We start from the raw sequence: 23,302 nt of genomic DNA, 5'->3' as shown, positions 1-23,302 counted from the left end.
GGTGGCCGACCGGACCCGTCCGGCGGGAAGTGGTCAGGCCGCGGGCACCAGCGCACAGCGGACCACCAGCTCGTCCATGGACAGCCCGAGGGCCGCGGCGAGCGCCGCGACGGTGAAGAAGGCGGGCGTCGGGGCACGGCCCGTCTCGATCTTGCGCAGCGTCTCGGGGGAGAGACCGGCGGCCGCGGCCACCTCCACCATGCTGCGGTCGCCGCGCGCTCGGCGCAGCAGCCGGCCGAGCCGTTCGCCGCGTTCGCGTTCTTCGGGAGTGAGAGGGGTGCGCACCATGACGGTATTCTAATGCCGGGATTCTAATACCGGTAGAACCGGTATAGTAATTGGCATGGTGGAGATCAAAACAGACACATCGATCGAGGCGATGCGCGAGGCGGGCCGGATCGTGGCCCAGGCGCTCACCGCGGTCCGCGAGACCGCTGCCGTCGGAGTCACCCTCCGCGAGCTCGACCGGGCCGCCCGCGCGGTCCTCGACGAGGCCGGCGCAGGCTCACCCTTCCTCGACTACCGCCCGAACTGGGCTCCGACCCCCTTCCCCGCCGTCATCTGCACCTCCGTCAACGACGCGATCGTGCACGGCATCCCCGACGACTACCGGCTGCACGACGGCGACCTGGTGAGCGTCGACTGCGGCGCGATCCAGGGCGGCTGGGTCGGCGACGCGGCCGTCAGTTTCACCGTCGGCCGCGCCCGCCCCGCGGACGTAACGCTGATCCGTACGGCCGAAGAGGCGCTCGAGGCGGGCATCTCGGCGGCCGTCGTCGGCAACCGCATCGGCGACATCGCGCACGCCATCGGCCGGGTCTGCCGGACGGCGGGATACGGCATCCCGGACGGCTTCGGCGGCCACGGCGTGGGCCGCAGCATGCACGAGGACCCGGGTGTACCCAACGAGGGACGCCCGGGCCGGGGCATGCCGCTGCGGCACGGCATGGTGCTCGCGATCGAGCCCATGGTGATCGGCAGCGGCACCGACGACCACTACACGGCGCGCGACGGCTGGACGATCCGTACCGCCGACGGCAGCCGCGCGTCCCACGCGGAGCACACGGTGGCCATCACGGACGACGGCCCGCGTATCCTCACCGCGCTCTAGGCCTTCTCCGGGGCGCTCTAGTTGTCCTGCAGGAACTTCTCGGCCAGGGCTTCGCCAAGGGTCACTGCGCCACTGTGGCTCTCGATCGGCGACACCCGCGAGTTCGTGAACAGGATGTACGTGACTCCCGACGCGACACCCCCGACCCTCGGGTCGGGGGTGATGCCGAGGGCCTTCGCAGTGGCGTAGGAGGCCTCGCCGATGATCCCGCTGGGGCCCGTGTCACCCACGACCGCGTACTGCACGCGGTCCTTGTAGATGACGGCGGCGACCGTCCCTCCCATGACGCCGGACGACCGGTAGTTCCAGATGGCACTGGCCGTCGGCACCACGATGAACGGCAGCTTCTCGGCATCCAGCTGCGTGCCGTCGGACTGCTGGAAGGCGGTCGAGCTCTGGAACCACGGGTCGGTCGTGGAGTTGCACTTCGAGGTGCGTTTGCCGTCGCAGTCGATGTCCATGTCGGCCTTGAAGAACACCGCCCCCCTCTTCTGGCAGACCCGTACGGTCGCGGACGCGCCCGCGTCCTTCCGGTATCGGCCCATCGAGATCTGCGTGCAGCCCATCACCTTGGCGAGCAGGGCGGCGGCGCCGACCGAGCTCTCCACGTCGGCCGAGCTCTCCACGTCGACCGAGCCCTCCCGGCCGGCCGAGCCCTCCACGTCGGCCGAGCTCTCCACGTCGGCCAGGCTCTCCAGGTCGGCCGGGCCCTCCAGGTCGACCGGACCCTCCAAGTCGGCCGGGCCCTCCAGGTCGACCGGACCCTCCAAGTCGGCCGGGCTCTTCCCGACGGCGTGGGCCTGGGGCACGGCAGCCGCAGGCAGCACGGCGGCCGCGAGCAGCGCGGAACCGGCGGCCGCGGCGAGAACGGTATGTCGAATGCGCACAGGGAGCCTTTCTGTCCGAAAGTGCCGAAAGGCTCCCTACCCGTTCCCCGGCCCGGCGCGTCCGGTCAGCCGCCGGACGGGTTACCGCTCGGGTGGACGACCATCGCGGATCCGCCGCCCCTGCGTACCTTCTCGGCGGCCGCCAGCCACCGCCCGTCGGGCAGCCGCTGGATGCCCGTCGCCGCGCCGATCTCCGGGTTCTGCCGGAAGGCGTGGCCGATCGCCTCCAGCTCGGCGCGCAGCGGACTGTTCCACAGCGCCGGCTCCAGCTCCGTCGTCGCCTGGTTGCGCTGACTGGCACGTGGTGCCGCGATGGCGTCGACCAGCGGCAGGCCCCGGTCGAGGTGGCCCGTCAGGGTCCGGAGCACCGTGGTGATGATCGTCGCGCCGCCCGGGGAGCCCAAGGCCAGGACCGGACGGCCGTGGTCGAGCACGATCGTCGGCGACATGGACGAACGCGGGCGGCTGCCCGGACCCGGCAGATTCGGGTCGTGGACGGCCGGGTTCGCCGGGGCGAAGGAGAAGTCCGTCAGCTCGTTGTTGAGCAGGAAGCCGCGGCCCGGCACGGTGATGCCGCTGCCGCCGGTCGACTCGATCGTCAGGGTGTACGCGACGACATTGCCCCACTTGTCGGCGGCGGTCAGGTGGGTGGTGTTCTCGCCCTCGTACGTGGTGGGGGCGGCCGTGCCCGAAGCGCTGCACGCCGCGGGGTGGCCAGGGTCGCCCGGCGCCAGCGGGCTGGTGAGCACCGCGTTGTCCTTGATCAGGCACTCCCGCGAGTCGGCGAAGCGCTGCGACAGCAGCCCCTTCGTCGGTACGTCCTCGAAGGCCGGGTCGCCGACCCACCTCCCCCGGTCCGCGAACGCGATCCGGCTCGCCTCGATGAAGCGGTGCAGATACTGCGCCTGCGTGGCCTGCGAAAGGTCGGTCCGCTCCAGGATGTTGAGCGCCTCGCCCACGGTCGTACCGCCCGACGAGGACGGCGCCATGCCGTACACGTCAAGACCGCGGTAGCCGGCCCTCGTCGGGGCCCGCCACTCCGTCTCGTACGACCGCAGGTCATTCGTCGTCAGATCGCCGGGCCGCACGACCCGCGTCGCGCCCGCGGCGACCGGGGGCTTGCGCACCGTACGGACGATGTCGCGGGCCAGCTCGCCGCGGTAGAGCGTGCCGACGCCCTTGCTCCCCAGCTCCTTGTACGTACGCGCCAGATCGGGGTTCTTGAAGACCGAGCCGACCACCGGCAGCTGCCCGCCCGGCAGGAACAGCTCGGCCGTGTCGGGGAAGTCCGCGAAGCGTGCCTGGTTGGCCTCGGTCTGCGAGCGGAAGGTGGCGTCGACGGTGAAGCCGTCCTTCGCCAGCCGCTCGGCCGGCTGCAGCAGCTGCCGCAGCGGTCTGGTGCCCCAGGCGTCCAGTGCGGTGTCCCAGGTGGCCGGGGTGCCCGGCGTACCGACGCCGAGACCGCTCGTCATCCCCTCCTCGAACGGGATGGGCTTGCCGTTCTCGACGAAGAGCGAGGCGTCGGCCGAGCCGGGCGCGGTCTCGCGGCCGTCGATGGTGTGGACCTTGCGGGACCTGGCGTCGTAGTAGACGAAGTAGCCGCCACCACCGATGCCCGCGGAGTACGGCTCGGTGACGCCGAGTGCGGCGGCGGTCGCCACCGCCGCGTCCACGGCGTTGCCGCCGCGCCGCAGCACCTCGATCCCGGCGGCCGACGCATCCGGGTCGACGCTCGCGATCGCGCCGCCGTAGCCGGCCGCCACCGGCGACTTGACGGGTGTGTTCGCGGGCGTTCCCACGGGCGGGGAGTGGCTCGGCGGTGCGGCCGCACCGATCGACACCACGGCCGCGGCAACGGCGAAAACCGACACATTACGTGCGGCGGAGCGACGCATCCGTACCTCCAGTCAACGCATGTCCGCGCACTGTAACTTCACCGCCACTCCCCCGTCAGGACCGCCTCGAACAATGGTCCGCAAACACCGCTAACATGCGCGCCCATGACTGACGACGTACGCAACATCGTGCTCGGCGTGATAGCCGCCGGCATCAGTGCAACCTTCGGCTGGTTCGCCCGTACCTACCTGTGGCGGCGCAAACTCCGCCGCAAGCAGGCCTTCCTCGGCCTGCCCAGGAATTCCGAGTCGCTGCTCGTGGTCAACAGGGAGGCGGGCAATGACGGAGCCGTGCACCGCTACGACGTCTTCGCGCTGCTCGAACTCTCCGCTCTGATCAAGGACTGCGGCGCGAACGCCCAGATCGTCTCCCACGACACCGCGCAGCAGGGTTTCGGCGAGCGTACGGAGTACTGCGTCGGCGGCCCCACCTCCAACCGGCGGATGGCCGCCCATCTGCACTCCATGCTGCCCGGCATCAAGATCAACACCGACCTGGAGCCGGGCCCGGACCGGCTGGCCTTCCAGATCGGCAGTGAGCGCTACCGGCTGGAGAAAGGGACGGCCGAGTACGTCGTGCTGGCCCGTCTCACCGCCGGACCGGACGCCAGACCCGTCTTCCTCTTCTGCGGCCAGGTCGCGATCACCAATCAGGCGGCCTCCCGCTATCTCGCCCGCAACCACGAGAAGCTGGCCCGCAAGCACGGCGACAAGTCCTTCTGTCTGCTGCTGAAAGTGGTCAACTCCCAGGCGTACGGCCCCGATGTGGTGGAGCAGGTCGCCGATGTGACCCGTGCGGCGCAGACGCCCCTGCCGCCCGTCCGCACTTCCCACCGCGCCTCGGCCTGACAAACGATTGCCGGCGAGCGGGGGTTGGCGGCACGGTCTGACCGGGCCTCAGCATGCCCGCATTGTCATACGCGACGGTCCTCCCGCAGGAAGTCCTCGACGGTACGGATGAGCTGGAGCGGGGTCTCGTCCATCGCGTGGTGTCCCGCGCACGCCAGCTCGGCGAGCTCACCGCGTGCGTAACACCGCAGCCAGGTCTGCCGCATGAAGTCCGCGCTGATCGCCGGGTCGAGCGCGCCGGTCACCGCCAGTGCCGGAATCGGCGCGCCCGCCACCTCGGCGTGGAAGTCCTCGCCCGCCCAGGAGTCGAGCCAGGCGCGGAAGGCATCGGGATCGCTGCGGGCCACCGACCGGTCGACCATCCGGTCCAGCCAGGCGGCCGGCCGCACCGAGCCGGTGGTGTAGTCGATGATGGCGCGCCGGCTCTCCGGCTTCCCGGCGGCGGATGCGAACAGCTCCCACTGCTCGGGCGGCATCTTCAGTCCGCTCGCGGGTACGGGCGAGATCCCGACCAGCCGCCGCACCCGGTACGGGGCGGCGGCCAGGACGCGCTGGACGACCGCGCCGCCCATCGAGTGGCCGATGAGCGAGAACGAGTCCCAGCCGAGCCGGTCGGCGAGCGCGAGGATGTCGGCCGCGCCCTCGGTGGTGGTGTACGCGCCGGGTGCCTCCCGCGCCTCGCCGTAGCCGCGCAGATCGACGAGAACGTAGGTGAAGTTCTGCCGGTCGAGGTCCGGCAGTCCCCCGCCGTAGTCGGTCCGGTCGGCGAGCCAGCCGTGCACGGCGATGATCCGGTGGGGGCCCGATCCATGCAGTGAATGGGGCAGAAGGAAGGGGGCCACGGCTACTCCGATCGCGGACAGCGGGCTGCACGACCACGGTCGCCTCAACTGCCCGAACGGGCAAGGCCGGTGAGGGGGCCTGCGGAAGCCTACTGGCGCGTTTCGTCCGTTACCGTGAGCCCTACCGGCGCGTACTGCCTGATGGCGTCCAGCAGTTCGGCCGGATCCAGATCGAAGACCTGTGTCTCGAAGCAGAGCCCCTCGCCTGTATCGGACCCTTCTGAAGCGGCGAGTCTGCGGTACGCGGCCCGCAGCCGGCAGGTCCGCGGCAGCTTCCCGACCGGCGCGCGGCCCTCGACGACGACGTACCGCGGCGATGCGCTCACCCGCGAGATGGCGGACCAGGGGACTGTCCTGCCCGGCCAGGTCGGCAGCCGCACGGTCAGCCCCTCCGCGTCGGCTCTCACGCGCAGCGGCCGCACCAGATGGCCCGCGCCGCTGACCGCGAGGACGGCGATCGGGACACCGACGACCGACATGGCGATGCCGCCGGCCGTGCCGTTCGGGCCGTCGACGACCGTCCCGACGGCGATGCCCCAGACGACCGCGAGTACGAGCGCCGCCACGGGCACCCACTCCACCTGCCGTCTCAGCCGCAGTCGCAGGGTCTTGCCTCCGGTCACCGTGTCCATACGGCGAGACTGCCGCTCCCCCGGTGAGAACGCCAGGGGGCGGCAAGACTCTTTTCCAGGGACCAAAGACCCTTACCGCTGCGTTTCTTGTCACACCGGAGTTACCGGGAAATCCGGGATGTTCCGCAACCCTTCGCGCCGGCTCGCACTCTCTCCCCGCGACAGAGATCGCATCGGAGGTTTTCCCGTTGAGCCGCATACGCCCGCGCACCCCGCTCCGCCGCCGCCCCGTCCCTAGTGCCGTGATAGCCGGCACCGCGGTCCTCGCGGCGGCACTGACCGCGTGCTCCGGCGGTGGCGGAGCCGATTCGGGCAGCGCCGGCCTGGGCGGCGGAAAGAAGCAGACCGCGATCTCGGTGAACCTCTCGGGCAAGCAGGCCACGGCGGGCGAGCCGGTGAAGGTGACCCTCGCCGACGGCAGGCTGAAGGAGGTCAGGGTCACCGACTCCAAGGGCGCCGAGCTGGCCGGCGGGATCTCGGCCGACGGCAGGAGCTGGACCTCCACGCGCACGTCCGCCCCCGGCACCAGCTACTCCGTGGCGGCGAAGGACACCGAAGGCGGCAGCGCCACCGCGGCCTTCACCACGGCCGCCCCCGACAAGGTCAACAAGCTCACCCTGGTCCCGGGCAAGAACTCCACGGTGGGCATCGCCCAGCCGCTGTCGATCGTCTTCGACCACCCGGTGAAGAACAAGGCCGAGGTGGAGAAGCACCTCAAGGTCACCACCTCCGACAAGACGGAGGGCTCCTGGGGCTGGATGCAGGACTGGTCGGGCAAGGACAGGGCCGACTGGCGCCCCAAGGAGTACTGGAAGCCCGACACCAAGGTCACGCTCAAGGCCGACCTCAACGGCATCGACTCCGGTCCGGGCGGCGGCTGGTTCGTCCGCGACTACACGACCAACCTCACCGTCGGCAGGAACCAGATCGTCAAGATCGACCTCGACAACCACCGGCTGAAGCTGCTGCGGGACGGCCAGCAGATCAAGGACATCCCGATGTCGGCCGGAACGCCGGGCGGCGAGAAGGCGTCCTGGCGCGGCAGGACCGTACTGATGTCGAAGGAGGGCACGATCAATATGCGCTCCGAGACGGTGGGCCTCGGCGACGCCTACGACAAGATGGTCGACTACTCGATGCGGCTGACCTGGTCCGGGATGTACGCGCACGCAGCGCCCTGGAACGCCGGGTACTTCGGCAGCGCCAACAAGTCCTCCGGCTGCATCGGCATGAGCGACGCCGACGCCAAGTGGATCTACGACCAGGTTCAGGTCGGTGACCCCTTCGAGGTGACCGGCGACGACGCCAAGGGCACGCAGGCGCTCAACAACGGCTACGGCGAGTGGAATCTGTCCTGGTCCGAGTGGCAGGCGAAGAGCGCCCTGCGCTGAGCCACTGCTGACGCGCCGTCCAATATCGTTACTCTCACGTAACTTACCGAGGAGTTACTTCAGGTAAGTCCTCCCGGTTACCGTCGGGTCACTTTGAAGTGACACGTGAGGAGTGACCCGTGGGACAACCGCGCAAGGCTCTGCGTACGACCGCGATCGGTACGGTCTCCGCCGCGCTTCTCGCCGGACCGGCCGTCGGCGTGGCACCCGCCGCCCCGGCGGTCGGCATCCAGGCCCAATCCACCGCCACCGGTATACGGTTCGTCGACATCGAGGGTGACGGCGGCACCGTACTCAAGGCCAATGTCATCACGCCCTCAGGCTCGGACGGCACGCACAAGTACCCCGTGATCGTGCTGCCCACGAGCTGGGGCCTGCCCCAGATCGAATACATCGCCCAGGCCAGGCAGCTCGCTGACTCGGGCTACGTCGTGGTGAGTTACAACACCCGCGGCTTCTGGCAGTCCGGCGGCAAGATCGAGGTGGCCGGGCCTCCCGACATCGCCGACGCCTCCAAGGTGATCGACTGGGCGCTCGCCAACACCCCCGCCGACCCCGGCAAGGTCGGCATGGCGGGGGTCTCCTACGGCGCGGGCATCTGCCTGCTGGCCGCCGGCCATGACAAACGGATCAAGGCGGTCGCGGCGCTCAGCGGCTGGGCCGACCTCGTCGAGTCCATCTACAGCGGCCGCACCCAGCATGTGCAGGCCACGGCGATGCTCGCCGGGGCGGGGTATGTCACCGGCCGGCCGAGCGAGGAGTTCCAGCGGATCACGGCGGACTTCTTCTCCTCCAACCTCGCCAAGGAGCAGGAGTTGATCGCCTGGGGAAAGAAGCGCTCCCCCATCACCTATCTGGACCGGATCAACGCCAACGGCGCCGCCATCATGCTCGGCAACGCCTGGGGCGACACGATCTTCCCGCCCAACCAGTACGCGGACTTCTACGAGAAGCTCACCGGCCCCAAGCGGCTGGAGCTGCGCCCCGGCGACCACGCCACGGCCGAAGGAACCGGACTGCTCGGGCTGCCCAACGACACCTGGACCAGCGCCCACCGGTGGTTGGACCACTACCTCAAGGGCGTCGACAACGGCGTGGAGCGCGAGCAGCCCGTCCGCCTCAAGTCCCGTTCCACCGGCGCGTACGAAAGCTATCCGGACTGGAAGTCGGTGGCGGCGACGGAGCGGAAGATCGACCTGGACGGTACCAAGAAGATCTTCGCCAACATCGACTCGGGCGCCAACGGCGGGATCATCTTCCTCTCCAGCATCCTGGACCAGTTCGCCAAGCTGCCCCCGATGGCGTCGATCCCCTTGCTGCCGCGCTCGTTCGCCGCGGTCTGGCAGTCCGAGCGGTACGGCTCCGAGCAGCCTGTGCGCGGCACCACGAAGCTGCACACCACGGTCACCAGCACCAAGGAGAGCGGCACCCTCGTCGCGTATCTCTACGACGTGGGCCCGCTCGGCCTCGGCAAGCTGGTCAGCAACGCGCCGTACACCTTCCACGACAAGACGCCCGGCAAGCCGTTCGCCGTCGACCTGGAGTTGTTCTCCACCGCCTACGACGTACCGGCCGGCCACCGTCTCGCCCTGGTCGTCGACACCGTCGACCCGCTCTACATCGAGCACAACCCGTCCGGCGCGCAGCTGACCTTCTCCTCGTCCGCAGCCGACCCGTCGTATCTGTCGGTCCCGCTGCGCGAGAAGTGATCACCGGCTACCGCCAGGTGGTCCCCCCACCGAAGGCAGGGGGAGGGCCGTGCCCCACGAGCTGCTGCGCTCTCCCCCTATGCCCTGGCGGGCGTGGGGGGACCTGTTGGCAGCAGCGTCCCTGGTTGGGCCGGGGCACTTTCCACGGCCTCTGTTCTCGGATTGCGGGTGTCGGGCCCCGGGATGTCGTAGAGGTCAGGAGGATCGGTCATCCGGCGACTCCATGGCACTTCAGTGGGTCTCGTACGCATCATGAGTCCAGCAATCCCCCGGTCAGTGCTTGAGGATCTTGGAGAGGAAGTCCTTGGCGCGGTCACTCTCCGGGTTGGTGAAGAAGTCCTCCGGCGTGCGGTCCTCGATGATGCGGCCGTCCGACATGAAGACGACGCGGTTGGCGGCGGAGCGGGCGAAGCCCATCTCATGGGTGACGACCACCATGGTCATTCCGTCCCGGGCGAGCTGCTGCATCACCTCGAGGACTTCGTTGATCATCTCCGGGTCGAGAGCCGAGGTCGGCTCGTCGAAGAGCAGGGCCTTGGGGTTCATCGCGAGCGCGCGCGCGATGGCCACGCGCTGCTGCTGACCGCCGGAGAGCTGCGCCGGGAACTTGTCGGCCTGGTCGGCGAGGCCGACGCGGTCCAGAAGTTCGCGCGAGCGCCTCTCCGCCTCTTCCTTCTTGCGCCCGCGGACCTTGATCTGCGCGAGCGAGACATTGGCCAGCACGGTCTTGTGGGCGAAGAGGTTGAAGGACTGGAACACCATGCCGACGTCGGCGCGGAGTTTGGCGAGCAGCTTGCCCTCCTCGGGCAGGGGCCGTCCGTCGATGGTGATCTGGCCGGATTCGATCGTCTCGAGTCTGTTGATCGCCCGGCACAGCGTCGATTTTCCGGAGCCGGAGGGGCCGATGACCACCACCACCTCGCCGCGCCCCACGGTGAGGTTGATGTCCTGAAGGACGTGCAACTGTCCGAAGTGCTTATTGACGTCACGCAGCTCGATCAATGGATCGACGACCATACGCTGCCCTACCCACTCTCAGCCGTGTCGAGGTCAGCGCAAACTATCCAGCCCGATAAGGGACTTCACACTCGACACGCATAAATAGGGCATAAGCCGTATTAATAACGGCAGCCGTCAGGCACGAGCCGGGCTCGGCTCAGGCTTCGGCCGCTTCCGCGTAGACCTGGGAGAGCTGGGGCGCGCCGGTGCCCGCCCAGTCGAGTCCCGCCTCCACCACGCCGATCTCCCGGCCCGAGACGAGCCGGACGACCGGATGGCCGCCGGGCCAGATGTGCCAGGTCGCGCCCGGGACCGTACGGACGATCACGGTGCCGAGGTAGAGACCCGCGTCGTTGCCCAGCCAGGGCAGCTCCTCCGGGTCGTCGCGCCAGCGCGGGGGCAGCTGGTCGAGCGCGCCCAACGAGGCCGGGGAGTCGTCCAGTTCGAGCCCGGCCTGCCCTGCCCGGACACGCAGCAGCTCGCACTCGGAGAGCAACTCGGCGACGGCTGCCGCTCTCTCCGGGTCGTTCTCGCTTCCCGCGGTGAGCGCGTTCTCCTCGTGCTCACCGCCGTGCCGCTTGAGCCAGTTGTCCAAGAAAGGGATGTTCATACCGCTCAGCCTCGCATCCCTGCGGCTGAACGCACCACTGGGCGCGCGTCAACCGACGTCAGATGTCGAGATCGACAACAACAGGCGCGTGGTCCGAAGCGCCCTTGCCCTTGCGCTCCTCCCGGTCGACATAGCTGTCCTTGACCGCCTTGGCGAAGGCCTCGTTGCCGTAGACCAGGTCGATGCGCATGCCGCGGTTCTTGGGGAAGCCCAGCTGGCGGTAGTCCCAGTAGGTGAAGGGGTGGTCGTACTTGAGGGGCCGGGGTACCACGTCCGAGAGCCCGGCCTGGCGCAGCGCCTCCAGCGCCGCCCGCTCGGCCGGGGTGACATGCGTCTGTCCCTCGAAGAACTCCCGGTCCCAGACGTCGTCGTCGGTGGGGGCGACATTGAAGTCACCGAGGACCGCGAAGGGGCGAGCGGCCCCCGCGTCGGAGGCGACGGCCGCCTTCAGGGCATCGAACCACTGCAGCTTGTACGCGTAGTGCGCGTGGCCGGGCTCACGGCCGTTCGGCACGTACACCGACATGACGCGGACCGGGCCGCAGGTCGCGGAGATCGCCCGCGGCTCCTGCACGCCCTCGTACTCCGGGCCGCCGGGAAGGCCCTTGACGACGTCGTCGAGGCCGACCCGGGAGACCAGGGCCACGCCGTTCCACCTGCCGGTCGCGTGGACCGCGGACTCGTAGCCGAGATCGCGCAGCTCGTCGGAGGGGAACTGCTGCTCGGTGGTCTTGGTCTCCTGGATGCACAGCACGTCCGTGCCGCTGCTCTCCAGCCAGGCCAGCAGGCGGGGCAGCCGGGCGGTGATCGAGTTGACGTTCCACGTGGCGATGCGCATGCGAAGAAGCCTAGCCGGGCGGTCTGACAGCCGGGGGTTCGGCTGTCACAGGTCGGTGCTCTCGCCCGGGGTCAGCCGGTTGTGGTCGGCCCCGCCGAGCGCGCCGATCTGCGTGTCGTAGATGGGCCTCGCGAGATCCGTGAGCAGGGCGTCGTGGACGTCGATGGCGCGCTGCGGCTTCACCTCGCGTACGTAGTCGATGACCTCGGAGATCTTGCTCCACGGGGCGTGCACCGGGAGCATCAGCGTCTCGACCGGATGGTCGGGGACGGTGAGGGCGTCGCCGGGGTGGAAGAGCGAACCGTCCACCAGATAGCCGACGTTGGTGATCCGGGGGATGTCCGGGTGGATCACGGCGTGCAGCTCGCCGTGGACCTGTACGTCGAAGCCGGCCGCGGTGAAGGTGTCGCCGTGGCCGACGGTGTGGACGCGGCCCGGGAAGGCCGCCGAGATCTTCTCGGCGACGCTCCGCAGGGTCCAGATCCCGGCGCCCGGGTTAGCCTCCATGGCGGCCCGCAGCCGGTCCTCGTTGAAGTGGTCGAGATGCTCGTGGGTGACGAGGATGACGTCCGCTCCGACAGCGGCATCCTCCTCACTGAAGGTGCCGGGATCGATGACGAGCGTCCGCCCGTCCTTCTCCAGCCGGATGCAGGCATGCGTCTTCTTCGTGAGCCTCATACCTCCATCCTGCATCCGGTTACGTCCTGGGGGTGGTCTCCTCCTGAATGACGGCGTGGGCCACCCTGAAGGCGGAATTCGCCGCCGGGACGCCGCAGTAGACGGCCGCGTGGATCAGGACTTCCTTGATCTCGGCGGGGGTCAGTCCGTTGCGCAGGGCGGCGCGGGTGTGGAAGGCCAGCTCGTCCAGGTGTCCGCCCGCGACCAGCGCGGTCAGCGTCACCACGCTGCGGGTGCGTCTGTCCAGGCCCTCGCGGGTCCAGACCTCGCCCCAGGCGTAGCGGGTGATCAGCTCCTGGAAGTCGCCGGTGAAGTCGTCGGCGGCGTCCGTCGCCCGGTCCACATGCGCGTCGCCGAGTACCTCGCGGCGTACCTTCATCCCCGCTTCGTACGGATCGGGGCGCCCGGTGTGCACGGCTCGCGGCTGCTCGGGCGAGGCGGAGGTGAGCTCGGCGACGGGTGTCACCGGGGCGGAGATCGCGGGCACGGCCGGGGGCGCGGGAATGGCCGAAAGACCCGTGGTCGAATCAGATGCGGTTTGCCAGGCCAGGGAGAAGTGGCGTACGAGCAGGTCGGTGACGGCGGCGGGCTGCTCGACGGGCGCGAGGTGCGAGGCGCCCGGCACCAGCGCGAGCCGGGCGTCGGGTATCCCGGCGACCAGGGTGCGGGCCTCGGCGGGCCCGGTGACCTGGTCCTCGGAGCCGACCAGGACCAGCGTGGGGACGCCCACGAGGCCGAGTTCGGCGCGGACGTCGAAGGCCGCGAGCGCCTCGCAGGCGGCGATGTAACAGCCGGGGTCGGTGGTGCGGACCATCTGGACGGCCCACTCGACGATCGCGGGCTGGGCGGCGGCGAAGCCGTGCGTGAACCAGCGTTCGGGGGCGGTACGGGCCACCGGGTCCAGCCCGTTGGTGCGGACGATCACGCCGCGCTGGCGGAACTCGTCCGCGGTCCCGAACCGGGGCGAGGCCGCGACCAGCGCCAGGGAGGCGACACGCTGCGGCTGCCGCAGCGCCAGCTCGATGCCGACAGCGCCGCCGATCGAGCAGCCCGCGTACCCGAAGCGGTGGATGCCCAGCTCGTCGAGCGTCATCAGCAGCCGGTCGGCGAGCTCGCCGACGGCCGCTGCCGGGTGGGCGGGCGCGCCGCCGTGGCCCGGCAGATCGAACCGGAACACCCGCCACTGGCGGGACAGCTCGGCTATCTGCCGGTCCCACATGTGCCATGTGGTACCAAGCGAGGGTCCCAAGATCAGGACCGGTGCGTCTTCTGGCCCGTCAAGGCGGTATTGCAGGGTCTTAGTCGTCGTCTCACTCACCCGCTCACGCTCCCATATCTCACAATTTCTCACGGGAGGGGGTCGGGAGACTCGCCATTCCTCCCCATGTTTCCGCCGCCGGGCGAAGGTCCTCCACGTTCGGTTTCACATACCAGCGCTTCGTGGTCCTGGCGTTGGTGTGCCCCGCCCACAGGGCAAGGAGGTGATCCGGCACCCCGTTGTTCGCGAGGTACGTGAAGCAACTCGCGCGGGCATCGTACAAGCGGACCCTCCGAAGCGCGTTCTCGGCCATGACCTTGTACGCCCGCACGCGCAGATGCCGCCCGCTGCTGTCCCCTGGCCAAGGGACGAGGTTTCCCTGCCAAACCGGGTGGGAGCAGAGCTGCTTGAAAAGCCACACCCGATTCCCCCGGGTGCCACAACCCCTGGTGGCCATGCCTGCGAGTGGGTTCGGGTGGCGACTACCGTTCGGGTGACCCTTCGTCATATTTCGTGCTTTGTTGCGTATTTCCTACCGTCCTGGGTCTAGAACGGTTTCTGACACTTTGGCGCGTCTGGAACTGTGGGTGAGTTCGCCACTTCCAGAGGGTCGCCGTTCGTTCTGTGAGAAAGGTTGTTCGGTGGGCCGTAAAGGGAATCGGGATGCACGTTTGAAGACTGCGGCGATGGTGTCGGTTGGGACGCTGGCCGTGTTGCTCAATGCTCTACCGACCGTGCAAGCGGTCGCTGACGCTGTCCATGGGCCAGGGGCGGGGTCCAGCCAGAGAGCGCCAGGGCCGAACGGCGCTACTAGTGAGGAGTTCCGCGCGATGCGGATGGTCCCGGTGGCGGGCACTGACCCCGATCGGGACCGGGACCGGGACCGGGACCGGGACCGTGGCCCGCAGGGAAGGCCGGGCGCCCAGGGCCCGCAGGGTGTTCCGGGCCAGGACGGAGTGGATGGCTCCCAAGGCCCGCAGGGTGTCCAGGGCAATCAAGGTGTGCCGGGTGACCCGGGAGGTTCCCAGGGTGCTCAGGGTCCGCAGGGCTCGCAGGGCGAAGTCGGAGACCAGGGTCCGCAGGGCTCGCAGGGGTCGCAGGGTGAAGTCGGCGGCCAGGGTCCGCAGGGCACGCAGGGCGACACCGGCGGCCAGGGACCACAAGGCACACAGGGCGACACCGGCGGCCAGGGACCACAAGGCACACAGGGCGACACCGGCGGCCAGGGACCACAAGGCACACAGGGCGACACCGGCGGCCAGGGACCACAAGGCACACAGGGCGACACCGGCGGCCAGGGACCACAAGGCACACAGGGCGACACCGGCGGCCAGGGACCACAAGGCACTGCCGGAGCGCAGGGTGCGCAGGGTGTGCAGGGGTCGCAGGGTGTGCAGGGGTCGCAGGGCGTCGCGAGCGGCGCGCAGAGCGTCGTGGTCTCCCTGGAAGTTGCCGGCCCTCAAGCAGCCGACAGCACGTTTACGGTGGATTGCCCAACTGACACGTTTGCCACGGGCGGTAGCGCGGTGGCACACACCGCATCCCCGATCGGTCCGGGCAACGTCACCGGTCCCGTGCTTTCTACTCCGGTAGGTCCGGTGGGAGGGCCTTCCAGCGGATGGCAATTCGTCAACGCCGACGCCCAAGTCGCGGACACCTTCGTGACTGTCTACGCGGTTTGCGCGCCGTAAGACGGTGCGGCTCGTACCGGCCGAACTGTGGCGTGCCCGTATGAGAGGAGACGCGGCCGGGAGGTGTCACGCGGGCGACCGCCGTGACTTCCTGCCCGGCGCTCTCAGCCTTGGTGTGCGGGGTTGTGAGCCCCCCAGTCGGCGCGAACGCCGGACCACTCGCTGGGAGCCGGCTCCGCAGGCGTTCGGCATCGCCTTCGGCGGCCGCCTCACCAGCGAGCAGATCTGGCTCGGCACCCAATCTCGGTTTTACACCGGAGAATTGGCGGTCTCCCAGCGAGCGTCAACGGCTGGGTGGTACTGCGCTCACTCAGATACTGGGGAGTTGGATCCGGGTGTAGGTAAGTCCCGCGCTGGTGCCGCCGGCGCTGATGACGGTGACCTGGACGGCTCCCGCGGATCCGGTGGGGGCGGTGGCGGTGATCTGTGTGGCGGACACGACCGAGAACGCAGCCGCTGTCGTGCCGAAGCGGACTGCTGACACGTCGCCGAGGTTGGTTCCGGTGAGTGTCACCGTGGTGCCGCCCGCGGTCGGTCCTTCACCGGGAGACACGCCCGTCAGGACCGGCAGAGCGACATATTGGTAGCCCACCCCTCCGCTGGTGCCGCCGGGTGTGATGACGGTGACCTGGGCGAACCCCGTGGATCCGAGAGGGGCGGTGGCGGTGATCTGTGTGGCGGACACGACCGAGTACGCAGCTGCTGTGGTGCCGAAGCGGACACTCGTGGCATTGAGCAGGTTGGCTCCGGTGAGTGTCACCGCGGCGCCGCCCGCAATGGGTCCTTGACCGGGAGACACGCCCGTCAGGACCGGCAGAGCGACGTAGTAGTAGGCCAGCCCGCCGCTGGTGCCGCCGGGACTGGTGACGGTCACCTGGGCAGGTCCCGGGGATCCGGCAGGGGCCGAGGGGGCGATGGAGTTGATCTGTGTGGCGGACAGGACCGAGAACGCGGCTGTTGTGGTGCCGAAGCGGACTGTCGTCACTTGGCTGAAGTTGCTTCCGGTGAGTGTCACCGCGGTGCCGCCCGCGGTCGGTCCTTGACCGGGAGACACGCCCGTCAGGACCGGCAGGGCGACGTAGTAGAAGGCCAGCCCTCCACTGGTGCCGCCGGGGCTGGTGGCGGTGACCTGAACAGGCCCCACGGATCCGGGAGGGGCGGTGGCGGCGATCTGTGTGGCGGACACGATCGTGAACGCAGCTGCTGTGGTGCCGAAGCGGACTGTTGTCACGTCGCCGAGGTTGGTTCCGGTGAGTGTCACCGTGGTGCCGCCCGCGGTCGGTCCTTGATTGGGAGACAGGCCTGTCAGGGCAGGTGTCGTCATGGTGCCTCTTTACAGCGGTGGACGGATACGGCCATAGGGGGTGGGGCACGGTGACGGCCTGGGCGCCTTCCGGAGGTGCCCGGGCCGCCTGCTCGCCCGGCAGGTGCCGGGAACGTCGATCAGATGCCGGGGCTCGCCACGTAGGTGAAACCGCCCGATGCGGTGGCGCTTCCGCCGGTCGTGTTGACGACGACGTCGACCGCGCCCGCCGTGCCCGGCGGTGTGACCACTGACAGCGTGGTGCTGTTGACCACCGCGAAAGGCGCGGTTACGCCGTCGAAGGTGACCGACTCGGTGGTGGCGAGCTCGGTTCCGGTGATCGTGACCGCGGTGCCGCCGGAAGTCGACCCTGACGTCGGTGCCAGCTCGATGATCGTGGGCACATCCACGTAGGTGTAGGAGAAGCCGTTGTTCGTACCACCCGTGGTGGTGACGCTCACGCCGACTGAGCCACTGGTGCCGGCAGGAACGGTGACGTTCAGCAGGCTGTCGGAGGTGACGGTCGGGGTTGCGTTGTTGCCCCCGAAGGCGACAGAAGAGGCGGTTGCGAGACCGATGCCGCTGATGGTGACGGTGTTACCGCCGGCGGAGGGTCCCGAAGCAGCACTCAGCGAGGCCTTGAACGGTGCGCCGATGTAATAGAAGTTCAGGGGGTTGCTTGCGCCTGCGGCCGTGGTCACCGTGACTGGGGCCGTACCGCTGCCCGACGGGGAGGTGACGGTCACGGAAGTCGGGGTATTGGAGGTGATTGTGGCCGGCTTGCTACCGAACTTCACGGCAGTGGCGCTGCCGAGGTTGGTACCGGTGATGGTGACGGTGGTGCCGCCGCCAGTGGATCCCTGGTTCGGGGAGATGGGCATGGTGTACCTCCTAGAGGGCAAACCGAGGGTTTGGGTGAGGTGTTGTTCTGCCCGGCGGGTCAGTCGTCGTTGCTCGTCAGCAACGCATGCACCGCGCTGGAATTGGCGGTACACAGGGGGAAACTAGGTGCTCCCTGAATGAGCTCGAATTCCGTGGAGTCGACGGCTGGTCGGCCCGGAGTCGAATGCGCGCCCCTGAACGCGGGGCGTCAAGGAGTAGGTGAGGGAAGGGAGATGCCACCGCCGATGGCGGAGCCTGGCCGTTCGAACGTGCCGCGCCGCCGCCGGCCCAGTCGTGGGAGTGGGCCTATCGTGCAGCTCAGCTGCTTCTATTGACCCATCAGCGCCGGTCTGGGCACAACCCCCTCAGAGCGGGATTGCGAGAATAGCCGATTTCAGTCTCGCTCTGATTCGCTAATCTCGAACGAATCTGCAAAGTTGGGGAGTATGGGGCGTCGACCTCGCGATTTCGGAGCGCCAGAGAACCGCACTCCCTCGCTTGCCCGTTGACTCAAGTGTGGCGAAGGCTGTCGTCCGGAGCTCCGCCGGCTTTCTTCAAGTAAGCTCCATATAGAGCGAGTTATGCATATTGCAGTCGGACCATCCGGTCAGCTCGCCGCCTCCGATACGGGAATGGGCGCGATGCGTACGGAAGGCGCACCACGTGGGGTGCTCAATCGATTTTCGGCCGCCGTAACCGTGCATGATCTATCGCGTGCGCACGAGGGCGAATGTGGTTGCGGTGGCCACGGCCCAGTGCGGCAGATGCGGGCCAACGTACCCGCCTCGGCAGCACCCGCAACCGCCCCCGGCGGGTGAGTGGACCCGAGTCCTGCGGTCAGGGGGTCGCAGTCGAGACGACGAACACCACGGGACGGGCCTCGTCCGCGAGGTTCACAGTGATGTCCTGGCTGGGCCGCGGGTCCTTCTGCGCATGGCTGACGCCGGCCCAGTCGCCCGGCCCCGCGCCGAAGTCCCAGCCGACCGTGTCGGCGTCACGCGTGCTGATGGTGACCTCGCCGTCCTCCAGCTGGGCGCGGCTCGTCCCGACACCCTCCAGGAACCGGTCGAGCCCGGCGGACGTGGTGCGGAACTGCACGAACAGCCGGCTGGTCTTCCAGTTGCTGGTCTCGTAGTAGGCGACGTGCTTGGACTTCGGGGGGATCGGCACCTCGAAGACGCGGCGCTTCATCTGGGACGGCCAGGTCTCCTGCAGACCGGTGGCCGAGGACTCCGCCTCCTTGTCCCGGCCGCTGTCCCGGCTCTGCTCGGCGGAGATCACCAGATAGCCGGCCGGGATACCGACGAGCAGCACGATGGTGATCGCCGTCAGCCACCGGCGGAAGAGCATGTGCCGCCTGCTCTCAGGGGGGCGGACGCTCTCGTCCGGGGACGTGGACTGTCGGGGCAGGGTCATCGCTACGGTTCCTGGGTGGGGCGGGTGGGGCTGGAGTTACGAATGGCCTGCGCATAGCGCTCGTACCGCTCATGGCGCTCCACACGGCGCCGGTTGGCCCGGCGAAAGCGGCGCGCCACGAGACGCGCCAAGTCCGCGGCACCGACCATACCCGCCTCGGGGCCGAGCTGGGCCTTCACGATCCGGGCCTCCGGGCGGTAGCCGCGGCCGGTGAGATGGCGGCGGAAGGCGTCCCGGGCGGGGCCGATGAGGAGGTCGTCGGCGGCGCTGACGCCGCCGCCGATGACGAAACAGGAGGGGTCGAGGGCGGCGGCGAGGTTGGCGATGCCGACGCCGAGCCACTGGCCGATGTCCTGGAAGAGCTCGATGCACATCGCGTCGCCCTCGCGGGCGAGCTCGGTGATGACCGGTCCGGTGATCTCGTGGACATTGCCGCCGACGCGCTCGATGAGGCTGTGGGCGACCGGGGAGTCGGCGGCGGCGAGCTCGCGGGCCTCACGGACCAGGGCGTTGCCGGAGCTGTACTGCTCCCAGCAGCCGCGGTTGCCGCACGGACAGCGGTGACCGCCGGGCACAACCTGCATATGGCCGAATTCGCCGGCGACTCCGTACTTGCCGCGCTTGACCTTCCCGTCCTCGAGGATCGCCCCGCCGATGCCGGTACCGAGGGTGATCATCACGAGGTGGTCCTCGCCGCGGCCGGCGCCGAAGCGCCACTCCGCCCAGGCGGCGGTGTTGGCGTCGTTGTCGACCAGTACGGGAACGGCGAGGCGGCCCGAGAGGGCGTCGCGCAGGGGCTCGTTGCGCCAGGCCAGATGGGGCGCGAAGAGGACCTTGGAGCGGTCCGCGTCGACCCAGCCGGCCGCTCCGATGCCCACGGCGTGCACATCGTGCCGGTCGGAGAGGTCGAGCACCAGCTCGCAGATGGTGTCCTCGACGACCTTGGGGCTCTTGGACTTGTCCGGCGTCTCGGTACGGATCTTCTCGAGGATGATCCCGTCGGCGTCGACGACACCCGCCATCACCTTCGTACCGCCGATGTCGATGCCGACGGTGGGGACGCGGGGCGCGGTGAGGTGCGAGCGCCGCTCACGGGTGCCGACGGTCTTCAGGACGGTGGCGCGGGCGGAGCCGCGGTACGCGAAGTCGCGGTAGGTGCTCATGTCCCTGCGGGGTCTCGGGGGCGGTCGCTGTCAGGAGACCGATTCTGCCATCCGGTATGCCCCGCCGCGGCCGGGCCCGAGCCGGGGCTCCGCCCCGGGCCCCGCTCCTCAAACGCCAAAGGGGCTGAAAATCAGGCTCTAGGGCCTCTCGTTTGGATCTTGCCGGGCTCGCGTGCCCTGGCACGCACGCTCATCCGGCCTGATCCAAACGAAAGAACCTAGTCATGGCCGCCCAAGTGCGTCGGCGTCGGGGCGCGCTCCAGTTCGTGGCGCAGGTCCTCCAGCTCGCTGCCGCCCGCCATCTGGCGGGTGAGCTCATCGAGCGTCACCGAGTTCTTGGTGTGGCTGGCGGACATCGTGCCGCGCTTGAGCAGCACGAAGCGGTCGCCGACCAGATACGCGTGGTGCGGGTTGTGGGTGATCAGCACGACACCAAGGCCCGCGTCGCGTGCCGCCGCCACATACTTCAGCACGACGCCGGACTGCTTGACTCCGAGCGCGGCGGTCGGCTCGTCCAGGACCAGGACCTTCGCACCGAAGTAGACGGCCCGGGCGATCGCCACACACTGGCGCTCACCGCCCGACAGCGTCCCGATGGGCTGGTCGACATCGCGCAGGTCGATGCCCATGCGCAGCAGCTCGGCGCGGGTTGTCTCGCGCATCTTCTCGACGTCGAGACGCTTGAAGGGGCCGGCCCCCTTGGTCGGCTCGGAGCCGAGGAAGAAGTTCCGCCAGACCGGCATCAGCGGTACGACGGCGAGGTCCTGGTAAACGGTGGCGATGCCCCGGTCCAGGGCCTCGCGCGGACTGGCCAGGCTCGTCTCCTCGCCCTCGATCAGGAAGGTGCCCGCGTCGTGCCGGTGCAGGCCCGCGATGATCTTGATCAGGGTGGACTTGCCGGCGCCGTTGTCGCCCAGCACGCAGGAGATCTCCCCGGCGTGCACCTCGAGCGAGACGCCCTCCAGGGCGCGGATGTTGCCGTAGTACTTACTGACGTTGTCGAGCTCGACGAGGGCTGTCACTTGCTTGCCTCCGCACGCTTGCGGACCCATGCGTTGAGCAGGGTGGCCAGAAGGAGCATCGCTCCGAGGAAGAACTTGAACCAGTCCGGGTTCCACTCCGCGTACACGATGCCCTTGCTGGTCATACCGAAGATGAACGCGCCGACCGCGGACCCGATCGCGGAGCCGTAGCCGCCGGTGATCAGACAGCCGCCGATGACGGCCGCGATGATGTACGTCAGCTCGTTGCCGACGCCTTCGCCGGACTGCACCACGTCGAAGGAGAACAGCAGATGCTGGCCGGAGACCCAGGCGGCGAAGGCGACGCCCATATAGAGGCCGATCTTGGTCTTGTTGACCGGGACACCGACCGCGCGGGCCGCGTCCGCGCCGCCGCCGACCGCGAAGATCCAGTTGCCGAAGCGCGTACGCAGCAGAATCCAGGTGGCCAGGGCGACCAGGACGAACCACCACAGGATGGTCACCTTGAGGGTGACGTCACCGAGGGTGAGCTCGGAGGCGAAGACCTTCTTGGCGGACGCGAAGCCCTCCATGTCGCCGATGGACTTCGTCGAGACCGTGCCGCTGATCAGCTTGGTGAAGCCGAGGTTGAGGCCGGTCAGCATCAGGAACGTACCGAGCGTGATGATGAAGCTCGGAAGCTTCGTACGGGTCAGCATGAAGCCGTTGAAGACCCCGACCGCGAGCGTGACGAGCAGCGAGACGAAGATGCCGGCCCAGACGTTCGCCGTCATCTGGTAGCTGACCATCGAGGAGATCAGCGCGGAGCTGGTCACCAGGACGCCGGCCGAGAGGTCGAACTCGCCGCCGATCATCAGGAGCGCGACCGGTACGGCCATGATGCCGAGGGTCGATGCCGCGTACATGACGGTGGAGAGGCTGGACGCCTGCAGGAAGGAGTCCGCGATGATCGAGAAGAAGATGAAGACCGCCACGGCGCCGACGACCGATCCCAGTTCGGGCCGACCCATCAGCCTGCGCAGGGGCGAGGTGCGCAGCAGCCGCTCGTCGGTCGCCCTGTCCGGCGTCCTGTCCGGTGTGGCAGGTGGTGCGGTCGTACTCATCGGGTCCCCCGCTCCGTGTATATCCGCAGCTCGGCGGCGTCCTTCTGGGAGATGATCTGCGGTCCTGTGAGGACGGGCCGCCCGCCGCCGAGGACATCGGCGTTGTACTTGTAGAGCCACAGCAGATCCACGGCCTGGTACCCCTGGAGGTAGGGCTGCTGGTCGACGGCGAAGCCGAGCGTGCCCGCCGTCAGGGCGGTGGCGACCTTGGCGTTGAGGTCGAAGGTGTCGATCTCGGCCTTGCTCTCCGCGGTCCTCTTCGCCTGGACGGCGGCGTCCGCGAAGGGCGCGCCGAGCGTGACGACGGAGTCGATGGAACGGTCGGACTGGAGCTTCGCCTCGATGGAAGCCTGGACGTCGGGCATGTTGGTGCCGTCGACGTAGAGGTTCTGCAACTGGCCGCCGAAGGCCTTCTTCACTCCGGCGCAGCGCTGCTCATGACCGACGTTGCCCTGTTCGTGCAGCACGCACAGGGCCTTCTTCTTGCCCCGTTTGTCGAGCTCGTCGCCGACGGCCTCGCCCGCGATGGTCTCGTCCTGGCCGATGTGGGTGAGCGCGCCGTACGCCTTGGACTGCTCGGATCCCGAGTTGACGGTGATCACCGGGATGCCGGCCTTCTCGGCCCTGGCGATGACGTCCTTCATCGCGTCGGGCTTGGCGAGCGAGACGATCAGGCCGTTGACCTTCTTGTCGATGGCCGCCTGGACGAGCTGGGCCTGCTGCTGGCCCTCGTCGCTGTGGGAGTAGAGGAAGTTGATGTTGTCCTTGACGGCGGCCTGCTCGGCGCCGTTCTGGACGATGTCCCAGAAGGTGTCGCCGTCGCCCGAGTGGGTGACCATGGCGAAGGTCCATCGGGGGGTGTTCACGGCGGCCTTGCCCGCGGCGGTCTGCGCCTTGCGGGCGTCCTCCGCGCGCTTGCCGCCGGTGCTGCTGCAACCCGCCAGAGAGGCTCCGAGTACCGCTGCCAGCAGCGCGCCGATCGCGCGTACCCCTGTCCTTGCCCTAGCCACGAAGCCGTGCCCTTCTTGCCGTACTCGCTGTGCTTCCCGGTGCGGCCGGGGG

Annotated in this window: 22 protein-coding genes; 4 read left to right on the top strand and 18 right to left on the bottom strand. The window is 69.0% G+C overall.

The genetic code is table 11. The features are described from left to right. Window positions 1-33: 33 nt before the first annotated feature. Entirely contained in the window at window positions 34-288 is a 255-nt protein-coding gene (locus SLUN_RS32370; RefSeq protein WP_108153481.1) for a helix-turn-helix domain-containing protein, read from the bottom strand. Between the two features lie 55 nt (window positions 289-343). Here SLUN_RS32370 and map point away from each other — a divergent pair, with 55 nt between their 5' ends. Next, window positions 344-1,111, top strand: a complete 768-nt coding sequence (gene map, locus SLUN_RS32365) for a type I methionyl aminopeptidase (RefSeq protein WP_108153480.1) — start codon at window positions 344-346, stop codon at window positions 1,109-1,111. A 17-nt stretch (window positions 1,112-1,128) separates the two neighbouring features. Here map and SLUN_RS32360 read toward each other — a convergent pair whose 3' ends face one another. Both SLUN_RS32360 and ggt read right to left on the bottom strand, forming a co-directional pair. Next, on the bottom strand, window positions 1,129-1,773 hold the full coding sequence (locus SLUN_RS32360; RefSeq protein WP_257153952.1) for a glycoside hydrolase family 75 protein: 645 nt from the start codon (window positions 1,771-1,773) through the stop codon (window positions 1,129-1,131). Window positions 1,774-2,063: 290 nt separating this feature from the next. Then, a complete protein-coding gene (gene ggt / locus SLUN_RS32355; RefSeq protein ID WP_108153479.1) occupies window positions 2,064-3,893 on the bottom strand; it encodes a gamma-glutamyltransferase in 1,830 nt (609 codons plus the stop codon). Window positions 3,894-3,998: 105 nt separating this feature from the next. Between ggt and SLUN_RS32350 the strand changes: the two genes are divergently transcribed. After that, window positions 3,999-4,742 (top strand): hypothetical protein, encoded by a 744-nt coding sequence (locus SLUN_RS32350; protein ID WP_108153478.1) that lies wholly within the window; start codon window positions 3,999-4,001, stop codon window positions 4,740-4,742. Between the two features lie 65 nt (window positions 4,743-4,807). On the opposite strand, the gene SLUN_RS32345 is transcribed toward SLUN_RS32350, so the two are convergent. Both SLUN_RS32345 and SLUN_RS32340 read right to left on the bottom strand, forming a co-directional pair. Continuing rightward, entirely contained in the window at window positions 4,808-5,584 is a 777-nt protein-coding gene (locus tag SLUN_RS32345; RefSeq protein ID WP_108153477.1) for an alpha/beta fold hydrolase, read from the bottom strand. Window positions 5,585-5,673: 89 nt separating this feature from the next. After that, a complete protein-coding gene (locus tag SLUN_RS32340) occupies window positions 5,674-6,216 on the bottom strand; it encodes a PH domain-containing protein (protein ID WP_108153476.1) in 543 nt (180 codons plus the stop codon). A 188-nt stretch (window positions 6,217-6,404) separates the two neighbouring features. Between SLUN_RS32340 and SLUN_RS32335 the strand changes: the two genes are divergently transcribed. Next, a complete protein-coding gene (locus SLUN_RS32335) occupies window positions 6,405-7,607 on the top strand; it encodes a L,D-transpeptidase (protein WP_108153475.1) in 1,203 nt (400 codons plus the stop codon). Between the two features lie 119 nt (window positions 7,608-7,726). Beyond that, complete coding sequence (locus SLUN_RS32330; protein WP_108153474.1) at window positions 7,727-9,316, top strand: CocE/NonD family hydrolase; 1,590 nt, start codon at window positions 7,727-7,729, stop codon at window positions 9,314-9,316. 273 nt (window positions 9,317-9,589) lie between these two features. On the opposite strand, the gene SLUN_RS32325 is transcribed toward SLUN_RS32330, so the two are convergent. The 13 genes from SLUN_RS32325 to SLUN_RS32265 form a co-directional block, all read right to left on the bottom strand. Continuing rightward, a complete protein-coding gene (locus tag SLUN_RS32325) occupies window positions 9,590-10,333 on the bottom strand; it encodes an amino acid ABC transporter ATP-binding protein (protein WP_108153473.1) in 744 nt (247 codons plus the stop codon). A gap of 139 nt (window positions 10,334-10,472) precedes the next feature. Further along, window positions 10,473-10,925, bottom strand: coding sequence for a DUF6278 family protein (locus SLUN_RS32320; protein ID WP_108153472.1), 453 nt, complete (start codon window positions 10,923-10,925; stop codon window positions 10,473-10,475). 58 nt (window positions 10,926-10,983) lie between these two features. Continuing rightward, window positions 10,984-11,763, bottom strand: coding sequence for an exodeoxyribonuclease III (locus SLUN_RS32315; protein WP_108153471.1), 780 nt, complete (start codon window positions 11,761-11,763; stop codon window positions 10,984-10,986). Between the two features lie 45 nt (window positions 11,764-11,808). Continuing rightward, window positions 11,809-12,441 (bottom strand): MBL fold metallo-hydrolase, encoded by a 633-nt coding sequence (locus SLUN_RS32310; RefSeq protein WP_108153470.1) that lies wholly within the window; start codon window positions 12,439-12,441, stop codon window positions 11,809-11,811. Window positions 12,442-12,460: 19 nt separating this feature from the next. After that, complete coding sequence (gene pcaDC, locus SLUN_RS32305; RefSeq protein ID WP_108153469.1) at window positions 12,461-13,759, bottom strand: bifunctional 3-oxoadipate enol-lactonase/4-carboxymuconolactone decarboxylase PcaDC; 1,299 nt, start codon at window positions 13,757-13,759, stop codon at window positions 12,461-12,463. 665 nt (window positions 13,760-14,424) lie between these two features. Then, window positions 14,425-15,162: a hypothetical protein gene (locus SLUN_RS42140; RefSeq protein WP_159100376.1), complete on the bottom strand. Its 738-nt coding sequence runs from the start codon at window positions 15,160-15,162 to the stop codon at window positions 14,425-14,427. Between the two features lie 538 nt (window positions 15,163-15,700). Continuing rightward, window positions 15,701-16,714, bottom strand: coding sequence for an IPT/TIG domain-containing protein (locus SLUN_RS32295; RefSeq protein WP_108153467.1), 1,014 nt, complete (start codon window positions 16,712-16,714; stop codon window positions 15,701-15,703). Window positions 16,715-16,833: 119 nt separating this feature from the next. After that, window positions 16,834-17,574 (bottom strand): IPT/TIG domain-containing protein, encoded by a 741-nt coding sequence (locus SLUN_RS32290; protein ID WP_108153466.1) that lies wholly within the window; start codon window positions 17,572-17,574, stop codon window positions 16,834-16,836. Window positions 17,575-18,412: 838 nt separating this feature from the next. Next, window positions 18,413-18,991, bottom strand: a complete 579-nt coding sequence (locus SLUN_RS32285; protein WP_170146630.1) for a hypothetical protein — start codon at window positions 18,989-18,991, stop codon at window positions 18,413-18,415. A 2-nt stretch (window positions 18,992-18,993) separates the two neighbouring features. Further along, window positions 18,994-20,154: an ROK family glucokinase gene (locus SLUN_RS32280; RefSeq protein WP_108153465.1), complete on the bottom strand. Its 1,161-nt coding sequence runs from the start codon at window positions 20,152-20,154 to the stop codon at window positions 18,994-18,996. 218 nt (window positions 20,155-20,372) lie between these two features. After that, a complete protein-coding gene (locus SLUN_RS32275) occupies window positions 20,373-21,206 on the bottom strand; it encodes an ATP-binding cassette domain-containing protein (RefSeq protein WP_108153464.1) in 834 nt (277 codons plus the stop codon). After that, a complete protein-coding gene (locus SLUN_RS32270) occupies window positions 21,173-22,240 on the bottom strand; it encodes an ABC transporter permease (RefSeq protein WP_108153463.1) in 1,068 nt (355 codons plus the stop codon). The genes SLUN_RS32275 and SLUN_RS32270 overlap by 34 nt, the downstream gene beginning before the upstream one ends. Continuing rightward, window positions 22,237-23,250, bottom strand: a complete 1,014-nt coding sequence (locus SLUN_RS32265; protein ID WP_108153462.1) for a sugar ABC transporter substrate-binding protein — start codon at window positions 23,248-23,250, stop codon at window positions 22,237-22,239. Before SLUN_RS32265 ends, SLUN_RS32270 begins: the two co-directional genes overlap by 4 nt. Window positions 23,251-23,302: the final 52 nt, after the last annotated feature.

It is taken from the genome of Streptomyces lunaelactis (assembly GCF_003054555.1).
Classification (GTDB): Bacteria; Actinomycetota; Actinomycetes; order Streptomycetales; family Streptomycetaceae; genus Streptomyces; species Streptomyces lunaelactis.
This window is presented reverse-complemented; position numbering and strand designations above follow the sequence as displayed.

Coding starts and splice junctions, on each gene's coding strand:
- SLUN_RS32315 (WP_108153471.1), bottom strand. CDS start 11,763: ATGCGCATCGCCACGTGGAACGTCAACTCGATCACCGCCCGGCTGCCC.
- SLUN_RS32310 (WP_108153470.1), bottom strand. CDS start 12,441: ATGAGGCTCACGAAGAAGACGCATGCCTGCATCCGGCTGGAGAAGGAC.
- SLUN_RS32280 (WP_108153465.1), bottom strand. CDS start 20,154: ATGAGCACCTACCGCGACTTCGCGTACCGCGGCTCCGCCCGCGCCACC.
- SLUN_RS32270 (WP_108153463.1), bottom strand. CDS start 22,240: ATGAGTACGACCGCACCACCTGCCACACCGGACAGGACGCCGGACAGG.
- SLUN_RS32370 (WP_108153481.1), bottom strand. CDS start 288: ATGGTGCGCACCCCTCTCACTCCCGAAGAACGCGAACGCGGCGAACGG.
- map (WP_108153480.1), top strand. CDS start 344: ATGGTGGAGATCAAAACAGACACATCGATCGAGGCGATGCGCGAGGCG.
- SLUN_RS32295 (WP_108153467.1), bottom strand. CDS start 16,714: ATGACGACACCTGCCCTGACAGGCCTGTCTCCCAATCAAGGACCGACC.
- SLUN_RS32350 (WP_108153478.1), top strand. CDS start 3,999: ATGACTGACGACGTACGCAACATCGTGCTCGGCGTGATAGCCGCCGGC.
- SLUN_RS32285 (WP_170146630.1), bottom strand. CDS start 18,991: ATGACCCTGCCCCGACAGTCCACGTCCCCGGACGAGAGCGTCCGCCCC.
- SLUN_RS32290 (WP_108153466.1), bottom strand. CDS start 17,574: ATGCCCATCTCCCCGAACCAGGGATCCACTGGCGGCGGCACCACCGTC.
- SLUN_RS32325 (WP_108153473.1), bottom strand. CDS start 10,333: ATGGTCGTCGATCCATTGATCGAGCTGCGTGACGTCAATAAGCACTTC.
- ggt (WP_108153479.1), bottom strand. CDS start 3,893: ATGCGTCGCTCCGCCGCACGTAATGTGTCGGTTTTCGCCGTTGCCGCG.
- SLUN_RS32340 (WP_108153476.1), bottom strand. CDS start 6,216: ATGGACACGGTGACCGGAGGCAAGACCCTGCGACTGCGGCTGAGACGG.
- SLUN_RS32320 (WP_108153472.1), bottom strand. CDS start 10,925: ATGAACATCCCTTTCTTGGACAACTGGCTCAAGCGGCACGGCGGTGAG.
- SLUN_RS32275 (WP_108153464.1), bottom strand. CDS start 21,206: ATGGGTCCGCAAGCGTGCGGAGGCAAGCAAGTGACAGCCCTCGTCGAG.